12 protein-coding genes are annotated in these 15959 nt (G+C 72.1%); 8 read left to right on the top strand and 4 right to left on the bottom strand.

Annotation, left to right across the window (positions count from 1 at the left end):
* Nucleotides 1-644: 644 nt before the first annotated feature.
* Nucleotides 645-1979, bottom strand: a complete 1335-nt coding sequence (locus tag O7627_RS20455; protein WP_278095108.1) for a type VII secretion protein EccE — start codon at nucleotides 1977-1979, stop codon at nucleotides 645-647.
* 108 nt (nucleotides 1980-2087) lie between these two features.
* Nucleotides 2088-3029, bottom strand: coding sequence for an LCP family protein (locus O7627_RS20450; protein ID WP_278098352.1), 942 nt, complete (start codon nucleotides 3027-3029; stop codon nucleotides 2088-2090).
* A gap of 546 nt (nucleotides 3030-3575) precedes the next feature.
* Here O7627_RS20450 and O7627_RS20445 point away from each other — a divergent pair.
* Both O7627_RS20445 and O7627_RS20440 read left to right on the top strand, forming a co-directional pair.
* Nucleotides 3576-5255, top strand: coding sequence for a right-handed parallel beta-helix repeat-containing protein (locus O7627_RS20445; protein ID WP_278095107.1), 1680 nt, complete (start codon nucleotides 3576-3578; stop codon nucleotides 5253-5255).
* Between the two features lie 428 nt (nucleotides 5256-5683).
* Nucleotides 5684-6592, top strand: coding sequence for a DUF559 domain-containing protein (locus O7627_RS20440; RefSeq protein ID WP_278095106.1), 909 nt, complete (start codon nucleotides 5684-5686; stop codon nucleotides 6590-6592).
* A gap of 262 nt (nucleotides 6593-6854) precedes the next feature.
* Here the strand turns inward: O7627_RS20440 and O7627_RS20435 are convergent, their stop codons facing one another.
* Both O7627_RS20435 and O7627_RS20430 read right to left on the bottom strand, forming a co-directional pair.
* Nucleotides 6855-7613 carry an enoyl-CoA hydratase gene (locus O7627_RS20435; RefSeq protein ID WP_278095105.1) on the bottom strand — a complete coding sequence of 253 codons (759 nt, stop codon included), beginning with the start codon at nucleotides 7611-7613 and terminating at the stop codon, nucleotides 6855-6857.
* Nucleotides 7610-9826, bottom strand: coding sequence for an acyl-CoA dehydrogenase family protein (locus O7627_RS20430; protein WP_278095104.1), 2217 nt, complete (start codon nucleotides 9824-9826; stop codon nucleotides 7610-7612). Before O7627_RS20430 ends, O7627_RS20435 begins: the two co-directional genes overlap by 4 nt.
* Nucleotides 9827-10116: 290 nt before the next feature.
* Between O7627_RS20430 and O7627_RS20425 the strand changes: the two genes are divergently transcribed.
* The 6 genes from O7627_RS20425 to O7627_RS20400 are packed head-to-tail and all read left to right on the top strand — an operon-like array spanning nucleotide 10117 to nucleotide 15951.
* Nucleotides 10117-11316, top strand: coding sequence for a substrate-binding domain-containing protein (locus O7627_RS20425; RefSeq protein WP_278095103.1), 1200 nt, complete (start codon nucleotides 10117-10119; stop codon nucleotides 11314-11316).
* On the top strand, nucleotides 11313-12092 hold the full coding sequence (locus O7627_RS20420; RefSeq protein ID WP_278095102.1) for an ATP-binding cassette domain-containing protein: 780 nt from the start codon (nucleotides 11313-11315) through the stop codon (nucleotides 12090-12092). Before O7627_RS20425 ends, O7627_RS20420 begins: the two co-directional genes overlap by 4 nt.
* Nucleotides 12089-13189: an ABC transporter permease gene (locus O7627_RS20415; RefSeq protein ID WP_278095101.1), complete on the top strand. Its 1101-nt coding sequence runs from the start codon at nucleotides 12089-12091 to the stop codon at nucleotides 13187-13189. The genes O7627_RS20420 and O7627_RS20415 overlap by 4 nt, the downstream gene beginning before the upstream one ends.
* Nucleotides 13186-14319 (top strand): amidohydrolase family protein, encoded by a 1134-nt coding sequence (locus O7627_RS20410; protein WP_278095100.1) that lies wholly within the window; start codon nucleotides 13186-13188, stop codon nucleotides 14317-14319. The genes O7627_RS20415 and O7627_RS20410 overlap by 4 nt, the downstream gene beginning before the upstream one ends.
* Complete coding sequence (locus O7627_RS20405) at nucleotides 14309-14611, top strand: NifU family protein (RefSeq protein ID WP_278095099.1); 303 nt, start codon at nucleotides 14309-14311, stop codon at nucleotides 14609-14611. Before O7627_RS20410 ends, O7627_RS20405 begins: the two co-directional genes overlap by 11 nt.
* On the top strand, nucleotides 14608-15951 hold the full coding sequence (locus O7627_RS20400; RefSeq protein ID WP_278095098.1) for a CoA transferase: 1344 nt from the start codon (nucleotides 14608-14610) through the stop codon (nucleotides 15949-15951). Before O7627_RS20405 ends, O7627_RS20400 begins: the two co-directional genes overlap by 4 nt.
* The last annotated feature ends 8 nt before the right edge of the window (nucleotides 15952-15959 follow it).

Raw genomic sequence — 15959 nt, 5'->3', positions numbered from 1 at the left:
TCCGGTCCGGCCGGCCGAGGATGCGGTCGTACCCGGCTGGTCGGCCTGCGGCGGTGGGGCGCCGTGGCTCGGCGCCCAGGGGCTCGACGGCGGCTGGCCGGGCGGCCAGGAGCTCCGGGCCGCCCGGCCAGCGGGCGGTGGTGGAGTCCACTGTGTCGGTGCCGTCTGCTGTCCGGGCCGGGCCCACTGTGTCGGTGCCTGTTCGGCCGGCGGTGGCTCGCCCGTCGCAGCCGGTTGGCCAGGTACTGGACCGGCCTGGTCCGGCTGGGGCTGGTCGGACTGCCCGGCCGCGGAGCGTGGGGTGATGACCGGCCACATCGCCGGTTGCCCACCGGTACGGCCGGTGATCGTGCCTCCGGCGATGGCGGCGATGTGGGACGGCGGCGGTGGCGGTGGCACCGGGCGGGCCGGGTCGCCACCGCCCGATCGCGGCACGGCACCCGACCCGTGCGGCCCGCCCACCGGTTGCCCGCCCGGTGTCTGCCCCACGGGTGGTACGACCGAGGCGCGGCCGGTGGCCCGGGGAAGCGCCGGCCGGCCGGCGGGCGGCTGTCCCGGCTGATCACCGGTGGCCGAACTGCGCCGTTCCTCCCGCGGGTCGAGCGTCTCGTCGCCCGGACGGGTGTGGTCGTCTCCCGGCCTGGTCATCGTGCCCCACCCCCGGTCGGCGCGGACGCGTACACCGCCGGTCCCTGCTCCCCGTCGAGGGGGAAGAGTTCGGCGTTGGCCCGTTCGGCGCCACGGGTCAGGGACTGGCAGATCGGCCCGAGGTCGGCGCCGGGGGCGGCCACCCGGACCAGGGCCCGCAGATCGACCGTCCGCGCGTCGTCGTCGGGGGCCAGGATCACCGCCACGCTCGTCATCGCCGCGGTGGTCGCGGAGACGCGGGCGAGCAGCGCGGAGCCGTCCGCGAGACTCGGCCAGCCGCGGATCCAGAACGACCGGTGAGCCAGCCGGGCCGAGTGCCATTCGCCCCAGTTCTCGCGTGGCCGGACCGGTTCGGTGCTGTGCCCGGACTCCAGGTCGCAGGAGTGCGCCAACACCACGACCAGCTCCTCGGCGTCGAGTAGCCGGTGGGTGATGCCGATCCAGCGCAGCGACTTGGCGACCCGGCGGACCAGGGTCGCCACCACGGCGGGCGCGACGTCCAGTTCGGCGCCGCCGGACGCGCCGGCCTCGGCCACGGTCCGCGCGTCCAACCGGACCGCGATCCAGGTCTGCTGATCGGCGGGTACGGCGCCGTACCGGCCCAGCAACTGCTGGTACGACTGACGGGCCGGAGCGGCCGGCGACAGGGTCAGGCTGGGCGCCGGCACCGCCTGCGTCACCACCTGCAGTACCGCGCCCGGTTGTTCGGCGTCGACCAGGGCGGAGACGAGCCGGTCCAGCGGCAGCCCGCCAGGTTCGCCCCGGGCGGGCGGCTTCAGGGTGACCTCGGCGACCGCGAACCAGCCGGCGTCGTCGCGGGCCACCCCGACCCGCTGGTCGCCGGCCACCTCGACGTTCTCCACGGTCAGGCCGGGCGCGAGCACCCGCAACGCGACGAGGCGGGGGTCGTCACCGTTGGGGACCCCGGCCGAGGTCCGCTGCCGGCGGCGGTAGTGCCAGGTCATCACCCGCTTCTCCAGCCACCACCGGCCGTGGTCGCGGGCCAGGGCCAGCAGCAGGAGCAGGGCGCCCACCACCCCGGCCACCGCGGCCGCCAACGCGCCGCCGGTCAGGGCCAGCAGCACCGAGATGAGGACCACCTCGGCGATCAGGAGCTGGACGAGGTGCAGTGGGCCGAGCCGGCCGGGCCGCCGGCGGGGGAGCAGGATCGCCGGCTCGGGCCGGTCGGCCGGTTCGACGGACGACCGGGTCTGCGCGCCGATGCCGCCGGTCGGCACGTTGCCGACCCTGGGCGGCAGCGGACCGTTGCGTGGCGGCTGGGCCCGCGGGTCCCGGGCCGCCGGCGGTTGCGTCTGCGGCGACACGCTCATGCGATTCAGTTCCCCCTGACTGGTTCGCCGCCCGTGTCGGGCGTCCCACCATCATAGGATCGACGGTCGTGTCAGCACCGCCGCCGGGGCACGAGGGTACGCCGGTCGCTACCTGGCGGTGGCAAGTATCTCCGGTACGGCGTCGCGGCGGACCGCGTCGTAGAAGGTCTTGACCTTCTCGGTATCGGCGAAGACGACGCTCTCGGTGCCGACCCGGCCGGTGCCGCTGGTCGGGCTGGTGAAGAAGGTCAGGTCGTCCGGCCGCAGGTCGCGCAGCTCCATCGCCAGGTCGAAGATGGAGAGGGACTCGTCAATCGACACCGCGTCGGCAGTGGACTTGACGAAGGCGTTCAGCCGGCCGGGGTTGGTCAGCACGCCGGCGGTGGTGCCCTTCTGCAACACGGCCTTGATGACCTGTTGCTGGTTGCGGATGCGGGCGAAGTCGCCGTCGGCGAACTGCTTGCGCTGCCGGGCGTAGTCCAGCGCCGTCGCCCCGTCCATCTCCTGCCGGCCGGCCTTGAAGGTCCGGAACGGCTCGTGCAGCGAGGTGAAGTTGCGCGGTACGTCGATCTCGATGCCGTCGAGTGCGTCGATGATCTCCTGGAAGCCGGCGAAGTCGATGGTCACCACGTGGTCGATCCGGACCCCGGTGAAGTCCTCCACCGTCTGCACCATCAGCGGGATGCCGCCCCAGGCGTACGAGGCGTTGATTTTCGCCTCCTGGCCCCCCGGCTGGCCGTTCGGCCCTTCGGGGACCTTGACCCAGGTGTCCCGGGGGATCGAGATCAACTGGGCGCTGGACCGGTCTTCGGGCAGGTGCGCGACGATGATGGTGTCGCTGCGGGAGCCGCCCAGGTTCTCCGGATCGCGGGAGTCGCTGCCGAGGATGAGCAGGTTTTTGGCCTCCTGCACCACCTTCTCCGGCCGGGACTCCTCGGGCACGTTCTCGAAGGCGTCGATCCGGGCGATGTCCGACTCCACCGACCGCACGTAGAACCCGGCGGCGACCACGCCGCCCGCACCGAGCAGGACGAGCGCGAGCAGGCTGATGCCGAGACTCAGCAGGGTGCGACGGCGGCGGCGCGACCGGCGCCGAGTCCCCGGTCGGGCGGCCGCCGCCTGGTCCGAAGGCCCGACCGGCTCGGTGGGCGCGGCGGGCTCGGTGGGCGCCGCCGACCCGCTGGGTGCGGTCGGCTCGGTGGGCGTGGCCGACCCGGCCGAGGCCGTCCGATGGGCGGGTGCCGTCGGGCGGACCGACCAGGCCGGAGCGCCCGGGTCGGTTGGTTCGGGCGTCCGGTGCGCCGGCGTCGCCGGGTGGTGCTCGCCCGCTGGTCCGTTGTGCATGCGGCAGATCGTACGCACGCCGGTTTTGTCGCGAGTACGGTCGTCCGGCGCTGGTCACGGGGCCGGCCGGATGATCCGCACCGGGCCGGAGTGGATGATCGACGCGACCGCGGACGGACCGGCCGCGCTGGCGATTCCCGGACGGACGGCCCGTTGTGGGATTCGCCGGTCGACTCGCTACGATTCCGGGAAGGGGGAGGCCGACGGGCCGGGACGCAACGTCGACACCCCGACCGAAGGTGTAGGGGAGCCATGGCCCGGATATTTGCCGTTTCGTCGGAGCGAGCGGGGGCCTACCCGACCATCCGGGACGCCCTGGAAGTCGCCGACGACGGCGCGGTGATCTCGATCGAACCCGGCGTCTACGCCGAGGCGGTGCGGTTGTCCGGCCACCGGCTCAGCCTGGTCGCGGCGAAGGAGCCCGGGACGGTGACGATCGACGCCACCGGCGCCAACGGCTCCGCGGTCGAGAGCCGCGGCGGTGAGGTCACGCTGCGGGGACTGGTGCTGAAGTCCGCCGACTATCCGGCGGTCCAGGCCGCCGGCGGCCGGTTGACCGTCGAGAAATGCGAGGTCGGCGCCGGGTACGCCGCCGCGGTGCAGGTGGGCGACGGTGCCGAGTTGACGGCCACCGATGTGAAGGTCACCGTCGGCCAGCACGGCTTCGTCATCGAGGACGCTGGCGGGATTCTGGACAAATGCGAGATCCGGGACACGGCTGACGACGGGATCATCGTCCGGCTCGGCGCCAATCCCACCATCCGCAACTCCACCGTGGCCGGTTGCGGCTTCCGGGGCATCTACGTCTACCAGGCCGGCCGCCCGACGATCGAGCGGTGTGACATCTCCGGCACGGGTGACATCGGCATTTCGGTCGCGCACCAGAGCAGCCCCACCATCACCGACAGCTGGGTGCACGACACGCAGGGCGTCGGCATCCGCTTCGACCGCGGCTGCGGTGGCCTGGTCCAGGGCACCCGGGTGGAGAACACCGCCACCCCGGGGATCGAGGTGGTCGACGGCGCCACCCCCGACGTCCGCCCGGTGGACGACGGCGGGCACCGGCCGAAGGTCGGCATCGGCGCGATCGAGGGCGCCACCCGGCAGGACACGGCCGAGGTGGACAAGCTGCTCGCCGAGCTCGACTCGATGATCGGTCTGGCCGGCGTCAAGGCCGAGGTGCGCGCCCTGATCGACGAGATCCAGGTCAACGAGTGGCGCCGCAGCGCCGGCCTGGCCGTCGGCGCGGCCAGCCACCACCTGGTCTTCACCGGCGCCCCCGGTACCGGTAAGACCACCATCGCCCGGCTATACGGTCAGCTGCTGCGGGCCCTCGGGGTGCTGCCGAACGGCCAGTTCAAGGAGGTCTCGCGGCGCGACCTGGTCGGCCAGTACATCGGCCACACCGCCGAGAAGACCACGTCGGTGTTCGAGGAGGCGCTCGGCGGCGTGCTCTTCATCGACGAGGCGTACACCCTGTCGCGGGCCGGCGGGGCGAGCGCCGACTTCGGCCAGGAGGCGATCGACACCCTGGTCAAGCTGATGGAGGATCGCCGCGACGAGGTCGCGGTCATCGTCGCCGGCTACACCGACGAGATGCGCGACTTCCTGAACGCCAACGCCGGTCTGGACTCGCGGTTCGCCAAGACCCTGGAGTTCGAGAACTACGACCCCGACGAGCTGGTGCTGATCGTCAACCGGATCACCCGCAACGACGACTACATCCTGGGTCCCGGTCTCAGCGACGCTCTGCTGGAATGGTTCGGCCAGATCGAGCGGGACCGCAACTTCGGCAACGCCCGCGAGGCCCGCAAACTGCTGGAGGGCATGCGCAAGGCCCAGTCCGGCCGCCTCCGCGCCCTCGGCCGGATGCCCTCCCGCGACGACCTGCGCACCCTAACCCTCGACGACCTCCTGACCGCCACCCGCTAACCCAACGCCGCCCCACAAACGCCTCCGCGGCCTCCTCCCTCCATTCCTCCCCTCCCAGGGCACCCGGTCAGCCTCGGCCGGCCAGACCACCGGCCGAGGTGGCGCCACCGCATCCGCGCCTCGCGGAGAATTCCCCGACCCGCCCATCCGAAAGCTTGATCAAATGATGAAAACGGTCGCTGCACGCCTTGGCAGCGACCGTTTTCATCATTTGATCAAGGGTGGAGAGCGGGTGGCGGTGGGGCGGGCTGGGCTGTGGGTGGGTGGGGATCCGCGGGTGGGTGGGGTGTCCACAGGTGGGGGAGTTGTCCACAGGCGGGGGTGGGGTGGGTGGCGCGGCGAGGTGTGGGCGGGCAGCGTCGGCGGCCATGGAGTCGGGCGGTGTGGAGCGGTCCGCTTCGGCGTGGCGGCCGAGTCGGTCGGAGGGCATGAGCCCGGTGCTGAGACAGGCGCTGGAGGTCGGCGGGGGGTTGGTGCGGCGGGGGGAGGTGCCGGTCGGCGCATTACGGTGGGCGGTGCGGCTCGGCCAGGTGCGGCGGGTGCTGCCCGGGATCTACGTCGGTGTTCGGAACCGGGAGCCGCCAGCACCGGACCTCCTTCGACGCGCCGGCCTGGCGTGGACGGACGGACGCGCCGCGCTGAGTCACGCCACCGCCTTGGACGTCTGGGGACTGCGTCGGCAGGTCCCCGGTGAGCCGGTGCACCTCATCGTCGCGGCGGGTGAGGGGAGGCGGAGTCGACCAGGGTTCGCCGTCCACCACCGGGACGACTTCGTACCGGAGCCGCCGCAGTGCCGGTGGCGAGGTGGCCTGCCGATCACCACCATCGAGCGGAGCCTGGTAGACGCCTGGCCGTTGGTGCCGCCGGCCGATCGCCCGGGGCCGGTCATTCAGGCGGTGAACGATCGACTGACCACACCGGCCCGGGTCGAGGCCGTCCTGCGGGACCTGCCCAGGCTCGTTGGCCGGGCCGGACTGATGACCTTGCTGGACAGGTTGACGGTCGGCTGCCGGAGCTGGTTGGAGATCTGGGGACACGATCATGTCTTCAGCGGCCCGGGGATGCCGCAGTTCCAACGGCAGTTCCGGGTCGAGGTCGGTGGCCGGGTGATGTATCTCGACCTCTATGCCGAACGGGAACGGGTCGACTTCGAACTTGACGGCGCCACAACCCACGGGGATCCCCGCCAGCGCGAAATCGACCTCCGCCGGGACGCCCTGCTGGCCACGGTCGGCATCCTGGTGGTCCGCTACCCTCACCGCAGGCTGGTGCACGAGGCGGCCGAGGTCCGCCGGGAGATCCGCGCCATCCTGGCCAGCCGGCGCGGTGCCCGCTGATCGCCGTCCGGCCAGCGGCCTCCAGACCGGCCACTACCCGTGCGGGATTTCGTGACCCCCGCCGCCCTCGGCCACATGGTCAGGGGTGTCTCGCCTTCGGCGGCCCTGCTGACCTGGGCGGACGGTCGGCTGCGCTGGGACGCGTGGTCGGAGGTACCTCCTGGTGGGCGGCGCTGCCGCTGCGGGCATGGGCGGCCCTCAGCGGGAGAGCGAGTGTCGGCCAAACACGGCGGCCGGGTGGTGCCACTTGCGACCCGCGTGGTCAAGGGCGGGGGGTGCGGAAGCGCTCGACGGCCGCTTGGATGGCCGGGCCGGTCGCCGACGACGCCTGTGCCCACGCCTCGAACTCGACGCTGGTGGCGAGGTCCGACCGGACGGCGGTCCGGACCGAGGTTTTCACGTCTCGGGCCAGGGCCGGGTCCAGCGCGGCCCACCGCTGCGCCCGCTCGTGGGCGACCGCGACCGGATCGTCGGCGAGGGTGCCCGCCAGGCCGATCCGGACCGCCTCCGGCCCATCGACGGTTCCGCCGTCGAGCAGCAACTGTAGGGCCCGTTCCGGCCCGAGCGCCCGGGTCAGGAACCAGGTGCAGCCACCGCCCGGGTGCAGGCCGATCTTGGTGAACGAGGCGATCAGCCTGGCGTCCGGTCCGACGACGCGGTTGTCGCAGGCCAGCGCGAGGTTGAGACCGGCGCCCACGGCCGGGCCGTGCACCGCGGCGATGGTGGGGATCGGCAGGGCCAGGATCCGCAGGAAGCTGTCGTAGATGCGGTGCAGGTCGGCGCGGATCTCCTGTACCGAGCGGCCGGTCTCGCCGAACATCGCGGGCAGGTCGGCCCCGGCGCAGAAGGCTGAGCCGGCACCGGTCACGACAAGCGTCCGGGCCTGCCGGTCGGCGGCCACCTCGGCGATCGCGTCGGCGAGGGCGTCGCGCATCTCGGCGTCGATCGAGTTGCGCCGGTCCGGGTTGTTGAGCGTCAGCGTCCAGCGCCCGTCGGCGACGGTCAGTTCGACCTTGCTCATCGCGAATCCTCCTGAGTCAACCAGGTCCACACGCCAGCGCTGCCGCGCGGCACCAACGCTTCGGCAAGCATCGTCTCCCACCGGCGCTGGCTGCCGTCCTCATCTCGCCAGGACCAGAGCCGCCGGCTCGCCAGGTGCAGCGGGTGCTCCCGGGTCACCCCCATTGCGCCGTGCAGTTGGTGGGCGCCGCGCGCCACCTCGGTCGCGGCCTGCCCGCAGAGCACCCGCGCCACCGCCACCCGCAACTTGAACTCCGACACCCCAACCCCGGGCGCTCCAGCGCCGACGCTGGCGTCCGCTCCCGTGCTCGCGTCCGGTCCCGGGGGAGCGTCCGGTCCTGGGCTGGTATCCGGTCCCACGGGAGCGGTGGCGAGTGCGTCGGTGAGGGCGGTGCGGGCCAGTTCGAGTTGCGACGCCATCCGGGCCAGCGTCTGGGCGACCGCCTGGAAGGCCAGCAGCGGGCGGCCGAACTGCTCCCGGGTGGTGACGTGCAGCCGGCTGTGCTCGACCGCGGCCTCGGCGGCGCCGACCAGCCCGGCCGCCGTCAGCAGGGCCGCCTCGGCCCGCACCTGCGGGGCCGGCGCCGCCCCGGCGAGGACCATCGCATCGGTGACTGCAACGTCGAACTCAACCGTGTCGCGCGGCTCGCCGGCCAGGTTGCGGCCGGCGGTGATCCGCACGCCAGGGGTCCCGGCCGGGAGCGCCAGGGCGGTGCTGTCGGCGTACACCAGGAGGGTTTGTGCGGCGGTGGCCCACGGCACGCGGGTGACCGTACCGCGTAGCCGGCCGTCGGTGATCGTCAGGCCGGCGGTGGGCGCGACGAGGACGGTGGCGCCGTCCGGGATCGGGCGGCCGGCGGCGGCGAACTGCCGGCCGGCCAGCGCGGTCCCGGCCAACGGCAGCGAGACGGCGTGTCGGCCGAGCCCTTCGACGAGCGCGGCCAAGTCGCCGAGCGTGCCGCCCGAGCCGCCGGTCTGCTCGGGTACCGACACCCCGGTCCAGCCCAGCTCCCGGATCGTGTCCCACACGGCGGGCACCCCATCGGGGTCGCCGCCGTGCCCGGCGAGCACGTCGTCGGCCAGTTCCCGCAGATCGTCGGGGTCGCGGCGGGGGGGCGCGGCGACGTCCCGGGCGATGATGGTCCGCAGCACCTCGGTGCTGCCGCCGCGGATGGTGAAGCCGGGCGCGGCGAGGATGCCCTGGGCGAGCAGCCCGGCCGGTCCGGCCGCGTCCGGGTCGGGTTCGGCGTCGAGCAGGGTTCGGGCCGTCTCGTTCACGTCGCCCTCGAACTCGGTGCCGAGGTCCTTGAGCATCGCGGCGGCCCGTACCGGCGCGGCACCGGCGTCCAGGTCGGCGGCGATCCGCCAGGCCAGGCCGCGCAGCCCGGCCAGCCGGGCGAGCAGCGCGCCGAGCGGCGCCGCGTCGCCGGTGCCGGCATCGACCACCGAGGCGAGCAGCGGGTACGTGCTGAGCACCCGTTCCATTCCGCCGCGCTCGAAGGCGAGCTGCTCGGTGACCTGCGCCCAGCCGTTGCCGGGCTGGCCGAGCACGTGGTCGCCGGGGACCCGGACGTCGGTGAAGGTGACCTCGTTGAAGTGGTGTTCGCCGCGCAGGTCGACGATGGGACGCACCTCGATGCCGGGGGCGGACATGTCGACGATCAGTTCGGTGAGTCCGTCGTGCTTCTTCTCGCCGCGCCCGGTGCGGCAGAGCACGTAGGCGTGGGTGGACCGGTGCGCGTGGCTGGTCCAGATCTTGGCACCGGTGAGCAGCCAGTCGTCGCCGTCGCGGCGGGCGGTGGTGCATACCGAGGCGAGGTCGCTGCCCGCTTCGGTCTCGCTCATCCCGAGGCAGAAGGTGACCTCGCCGCTGGCGATCCGGGGCAGGTAGGCCCGCTGCAGGGCGGCGGAGCCGTTGCGCAGGATCGCCGGGCCGATCTGCCGGTCGGCGATCCAGTGCGCGGCGACCGGCGCCCCGGCGCGGAGCAGCTCCTCGGTGACCACCAGCCGGGCCCGGTTGGAGCGGGCCTGCCCGCCCAGCTCCGCCGGCCAGGTGAGCCCGATCCAGCCGCGGCCGGCGAGGGCCGCGCTGAACTGCGCGTCGTAGGAGCGCAGCCAGGCGTCGCAGGTCGGGGTGAACCGGCCGTTGTGGGCCCAGTCGGCCACCAGCTCGCGCACCTCGCGGCGGAGCTTGTCGAGCTCGTCATTGCTCATGATGCCCTCCCCGAGTCGTCGGTCGAGCATACGAGCCGGAGGAGAAGATGTATACAACCACCGCCCGACCCGCTGTCTAGCTTGGGACTTTTGACGTGATCAAGGTAGGCGCTAGCAGGGATAATGTTTCTGCCACGTGAACTATTGACACAGCGAGAGCGCGGTGCCTACGTTCGATTGCGTACAAAGCTGAGGTGCGGATCACCCAGGCGCCTCGCCGCGGGTTGCGATCACCCCACGACTCGTCGACTTCACGTCCCGCCAGCGGGCCTCTTGTAGGGAGTGGCACCTTGACCCAGACCTTCGGGGCCGGACGGCTCCGCATCTTCGCCGCCGCGCTCGGCGTGGCCGGGCTCCTCTTCACCGCCGCCTGCGGTTCGGACGACGCCGGATCCGACGCCCCGGCCGAGGTGAACGACGCCTACACCCAGCAGGCCGCCGAACTGATCGAGGCTGGCACCAACGGGATGCTCTACTTCGAGGGCGCCGAAGCCGACATCACGCTCGACAAGATCAAGGTCTACCAGGACTGGTCCGGGCCGACCGAGTCGGTGAAGCCGCCGGCCGGCAGCAAGCTCAACATCATCGTCTGCCGGATCGGCACCTCCTGCGAGGAGGTCGGCAAGAAGGCCGCCGAGATCGCCACCAGCCTCGGCTGGTCCGCCGAGGTGCTGGACGGGCAGGGCACCCCGGAGGGCTTCCAACGGGCCTTCGCGACCGCCGCCGCCAACAAGCCCACCGCCGTGATCACCGTGGCCATCCCCGAGAACCAGGTCGCCGACGGCGTCGCCGAGCTGCAGAAGTCGAACATCCCGGTGGTCGGCGTCTCCGCGGTGGCCGAGGGCGGCGCGGTCGGGTACGACGCCCACGTCTCCAGTCGGGAGACCTTCCAGGCGGTGCTGGAGGCGACCAAGGCGGTCGCCGACTCCGGCGGCACCGCCAAGGTGGTCTTCCTCTGGGACGTCGGCTACCCGCACCTGGTGGAGGCGCTGGAGGCCAGCAAGCGGGTGCTCGCCGGCTGCACCGGCTGTGAGCTGCTGGAGGTCCGCGAGCGGACCTTGACCCAGGCCACCGACCCGGTGGAGATGCAGAACATCACCACCTCGCTGATTCAGAAGTACGGCGACGACCTGGAGTACATCCTCACCCCGTACGGCAACGGGGTGGAGTCGATCATCGCGGCGCTCAAGGCGGCCGGCCGCGACGACATCAAGGTGATGTCCAAGAACGCCGAGGCGGAGCGGCTGGCCAGCGTCGCCGCCGGTGACCAGTTCGCCGACTTCGGCGCGATCCGCGGCTGGAACGCGTACGCGGCGATCGACCAGGTGGGTCGGCTCGCGGCCGGGCAGCCCGCGCTGCCGGACGCCGAGCAGGGCATCCCGGCCACCGTCTTCGACGCCTCGAACGCCCCGGCCGACGGCACCGTGGACTGGAGCAGCTACGTCAACTACGCCGAGCGGTACGAGCAGATGTGGGCAGCGGCCCAATGAGCGGGGCCGGACCGGTCCTCGAGGTGGCGGGCGTCTCCAAGTCGTACGGCCGGGTCCGCGCCGTCAGCGAGGTCTCCTTCGACGTACGCCCGGGTGAGATCCTGGGCGTCGTCGGGGACAACGGCGCCGGCAAGTCGACGCTGATGGGCATGGTCAGCGGGGCGGTGGCCCCGGACAGCGGGCGGCTGCGGGTGGCCGGGCGGGACCTGCGCCCGCACACCATCGGCACCGCCCGCTCCCTCGGCATCGAGATGATCTACCAGGATCTCGGCCTGTCGGACAACCTCAGCATCGTCGAGAACGTCTTCCTCGGCCGCGAATGGACCGCCGGCCCGCGCGGCCTGCCGGTGCTGCGCAAGAAGGCGATGCGGGCCCGGACCCGGGCCGTGCTCGAAGAGCTCGGCATCGACCTGCACGACATGAACGTGCTGGTCGAGGGGCTCTCCGGCGGCCAGCGGCAGATGGTCGCGATCGCCCGTGCGCTGGTCACCGAGAACGAGCCCCGGGTGATGGTGATGGACGAGCCGACCGCCGCGCTGGGCACCACCGAGTCCCAGGGGGTGAGCGACCTGATCCGGCGGCTGCGCGACCGGGGGTACGCGGTGATCGTGATCAGCCACCGCATTCCCGAGGTGCTCGACCTGGCCGACCGGCTGCTGGTGATGAAGGGCGGCCGGTGCGTCTACCACGGAACCACCGAGGTGCTCGACGTCGAACGCTGCGTGCAGCTCATCGTCCAGGGCGCCCCGGCGATGGCAGGGGAGGCAGCGCGATGACCGATTCGGCGACCAGGACGGCCCCACCGCCGGCCGGCGACCGCGCGGTGGTGCGGCAGAACGCCGACCGGTCCCGGGTCAGCGGCGGTGAGCGGCTGATCGAGGGGGTGAGCCGGTTCGGCCTGCTCGGGATGTTGGTGCTGGTGATCGCGTTCTTCTCGGTGCTGAGTCCGGAGTCCTACTTCACCACCACGAACTTCCGGCTGATCCTGGTCAACCAGACCGTGACGGTGATCGTGGCGCTGGCCGCGACGCTGCCGCTGCTGGCCCACTACCTGGATGCCTCGGTCGGTCCGATGCTCGGCCTGGCGCACGGCATGGCCGTCTGGCTGGTCGCGGTGCACGGCCTGCCGATCTGGTTCGCGCTGCTCGCCGTCCTCGTGCTGGCGGTGCTGGTCGGGCTGCTGAACAGCCTGCTGGTGCTGAAGTTCCAGATGAGCTCGATCATCGCCACGCTGGCGTCGGGGAGCCTGCTGATGGGCTCGCTCTACGCCATCACCAGCGGTCGGGTGATCTTCGAGAACGTACCGGCCGGGTTCACCGAGATCGCCCGCGGCGAGCTGGCCGGTATCCCGCTGCCGCTGTTCTACCTCGTCGCGGTCGTGCTGGTGCTGGAGTTCATCGTGGTCTGGACGCCGTTCGGCCAGCGGCTCTACTCCATGGACGGCAACCTGCGCGGCGCCGCCCGGGCCGGCATCGACATCCGCAGCTACACCATCCGGGCCTTCGTCGGCGCGGCCGTGCTCGCCTCGATCGCCGGGGTGCTGCTCGCCTCCCGGGTCGGGTCCGCCCAGCCGACCGTGGGTGAGCAGTTCCTGCTGCCGGCGTTCGCGGCGGCGTTCCTCGGTGCGGCGGTGCTGCGGCCGGGCCGGGTCAACATCCTCGGCACGGTGATCGCCGCGTACTTCATCACCTTCACCATCGCCGGGCTGCAGCACCTGGGCGCCGCCACCTGGATCGAACGCATCTTCAACGGCCTCGCGGTGATCGTCGGGGTCTCGGTGGCGGCCTGGTCGGTCCGCCGCCGCCGTCAACTCGCGGTCCGGCACGTCGAACGGCTGGAGCAGGACCACCCACCGAAGGGAAGTGCCGCATGAAGAACGACTACTTCGTGTTCGACAACGCGATCCACATGTACAAGCTGACCGACGAGAACATCGACTTCAACCACGGCGGCCGCAAGTCGACGAACGCCCTGGTCGAGTACGCGAAGAAGTACTCCGGGCCGGGCTACCCATACGACGACATCTCCGGGCGGGAACTCTCCGTCGAGGACGCGTACCGGCTGATGTTCGCCGAATCGGACACCGACCTGGCGATGGCCCAGACGGTGCCCAGCCACGGCGGTTGGAAACTGGGCTTCTCGCCGGCCGAGAACAACTGGCGGCTCAAGGAGGCGTACCCGGACCGGGTGTTGTTCTGCGGCGGGGTCGACCCGATCACGCACGGCCGGTACGGCGCGGTCACCGAGATGATCCGGCAGATCACCGAGTGGGGCGCGACAAGCTTCAAGTTCTACCAGGCCCACTCCGGCGGGGTGTCCTGGCGCATCGACGACCGCAATACCGCGTACCCGCTGTGGGAGACCGCGCTGGAGCACGGCGTCAACAACGTGCAGTTCCACAAGGGACTGGCGTTCAACACCCAGCACATCGCCGACCTGGCGCCGTACGACCTGGAGCGGGCCGCACAGGACTTCCCGGAGATGAACTTCATCGTGCACCACCTGGGTGAGCCGTTCATCAACGAGACGATCAACATCGCGGCCCGCTACGAGAACATCCACCTCGCGCTGACCGCCTGGATCAATCAGTACCCGGTCGCGCCGCGGGCCGCCCTGCACGCGATCGGCAAGTGCCTGCTGCACGTCGGCCCGGACCGGCTGCTCTGGGGCTCCGAGGCGTTCGTCTGGCCGAAGGTGCAGGCCTACATCGACCTCTTCGCCGACATGCGGATGCCCGACGACCTGCAGGACGGGTACGGCTACCCGCCGCTCACCGACGAGGTCAAGGCCAAGATCTTCGGCCTCAACTTCGCCCGCCTGATGGGCGTCGACGTCGAGGTGAAGAAGAAGGAGCTGTACGGAAACGGCTCCGCCACCGTGACGAAGAAGGGCAGGAAGTCCGAGAAGCTCGGCAAGTCCGAGAAGCTCGGCAAGTCCGGGAAGCTCGGCAAGTCCGGGAAGTCCGGCAAGAAGGCGCGGAAGGCGGCCGAGCATGCCCGGTAGGAAGAAGACCAACCGCGCCGCCGACCGGGCGCTGGACGGCAAGGTACGCCAGCTCGTGGAGGCGCACGGCGGCGGAGTGTCCGTCGACGTGGACGCCGACGGCGACGCCCACGTGACCTTCCACGGCCGCTGCGCCGCCTGCCCGTCCGCGCCGGTCACCATGGGCTCCCTGGTCCGCCCCGCCCTGCTGAAGATCGACGGGGTGCGCTCGGTCTCCCGCGACGGCGCGGTGTCGCGCTACGCAGAGGCGCGCATCGAGGCGATGTTCCGTGTGACCGGGGACGCCCGATGACCGGCACTCCCGGCAGCGGGCCGCTGAACGGTGCTCCCGGCGACGGACCGCTGGCCGGTGCTCCCGGCGACGGACCGCTGACCGGCGAGGCCGGCGACGGGGGCCGGACCGGCGGGGCCGGGGATGGGGGCCGGACCGGCCGGTTCGCCGACGGGCCGTTGACCGGGCTGCGGGTGGTCGAGGCCGGGGTGCTGCTGGCAGGCCCGTTCTGCGGCCAGCTGCTGGGCGACTTCGGCGCCGAGGTGATCAAGGTCGAGGAGCCGGCCAACGGCGACCCGATGCGCCAGTGGGGCCGGGAGAAGCCGCACGGCAAGTCGCTGTGGTTCCCGGTGGTCGGCCGCAACAAGAAGTCCGTCACCTGCAACCTGAGGGTGCCCGAGGGGCAGCGGGTGATGCGCGAGCTGCTCGCCGAGGCGGACGTCTTCGTGGAGAACTTCCGCCCCGGCACCCTCGAACGCTGGGGACTCGGCCCGGACGAGCTGCGCGAACTCAACCCGAAGCTGGTGATCGTGCGGGTCACCGCGTTCGGCCAGAGCGGCCCGTACGCCTCCCGCGCCGGCTACGGCTCGATCGGCGAGGCGATGGGCGGCATCCGGTACGTCACCGGTGACCCGGCCACCCCGCCGAGCCGGATCGGGGTCAGCCTCGGCGACTCGCTGGCCGGCACCTTCGCCGCGCTCGGCGCGATGATGGCGCTGCGGGTGGCCGAGGCCACCGGCCAGGGCCAGGTGGTCGACAGCGCCATCTACGAGTCGGTGCTGGCCCTGATGGAGTCGCTGCTGCCGGAGTACGCGCTGACCGGCTATGTCCGGGAGCGGACCGGTTCGATCCTGCCGAACGTGGCGCCCAGCAACGCGTACCCCACCCAGGACGGCGCCTCGATCCTGATCGCGGCGAACCAGGACACCGTGTTCCGCCGGCTGGCCGCCACCATGGGCCGCGCCGACCTGGCCACGGATCCCCGGTACGCCAGCCACGCGGCCCGGGGCGAGAACCAGGCCGCCCTGGACGAGCTGATCGCCGCCTGGACGGCCACCTTCGACCAGGAAGCGTTGCTCAAGCTCCTGCACGACGGGGGAGTGCCGGCCGGCCTGGTCTACACCGCCCGGGAGATGCTCGCCGACGAGCACTTCGCCGCCCGGGAGTCGATCATCGAGCTGCCGCATCCCGAGATGGGCGCGTTCCCGATGCACAACGTGGCACCGCGGCTGTCCGGCACCCCCGGCCGGCTGCGGTGGGTCGGCCCGAAGCTCGGCCAGCACACCGACGAGGTGCTGCGACAGGTGCTCGCACTCTCCGCCGACCGGATCGCCGAACTGCGCGCCGCCGGCGCCATCTGATGAAGGAG

This window comes from Solwaraspora sp. WMMD1047, assembly GCF_029626155.1.
Taxonomy (GTDB): Bacteria; Actinomycetota; Actinomycetes; order Mycobacteriales; family Micromonosporaceae; genus WMMD1047.
This window is presented reverse-complemented; position numbering and strand designations above follow the sequence as displayed.

Excerpts from the sequence above, each read along its gene's own strand:
- O7627_RS20455 (WP_278095108.1), bottom strand. The coding sequence starts at position 1,979 with ATGAGCGTGTCGCCGCAGACGCAACCGCCGGCGGCCCGGGACCCGCGG.
- O7627_RS20445 (WP_278095107.1), top strand. The coding sequence starts at position 3,576 with ATGGCCCGGATATTTGCCGTTTCGTCGGAGCGAGCGGGGGCCTACCCG.
- O7627_RS20440 (WP_278095106.1), top strand. The coding sequence starts at position 5,684 with ATGAGCCCGGTGCTGAGACAGGCGCTGGAGGTCGGCGGGGGGTTGGTG.
- O7627_RS20435 (WP_278095105.1), bottom strand. The coding sequence starts at position 7,613 with ATGAGCAAGGTCGAACTGACCGTCGCCGACGGGCGCTGGACGCTGACG.
- O7627_RS20430 (WP_278095104.1), bottom strand. The coding sequence starts at position 9,826 with ATGAGCAATGACGAGCTCGACAAGCTCCGCCGCGAGGTGCGCGAGCTG.
- O7627_RS20420 (WP_278095102.1), top strand. The coding sequence starts at position 11,313 with ATGAGCGGGGCCGGACCGGTCCTCGAGGTGGCGGGCGTCTCCAAGTCG.
- O7627_RS20415 (WP_278095101.1), top strand. The coding sequence starts at position 12,089 with ATGACCGATTCGGCGACCAGGACGGCCCCACCGCCGGCCGGCGACCGC.
- O7627_RS20410 (WP_278095100.1), top strand. The coding sequence starts at position 13,186 with ATGAAGAACGACTACTTCGTGTTCGACAACGCGATCCACATGTACAAG.
- O7627_RS20405 (WP_278095099.1), top strand. The coding sequence starts at position 14,309 with ATGCCCGGTAGGAAGAAGACCAACCGCGCCGCCGACCGGGCGCTGGAC.
- O7627_RS20400 (WP_278095098.1), top strand. The coding sequence starts at position 14,608 with ATGACCGGCACTCCCGGCAGCGGGCCGCTGAACGGTGCTCCCGGCGAC.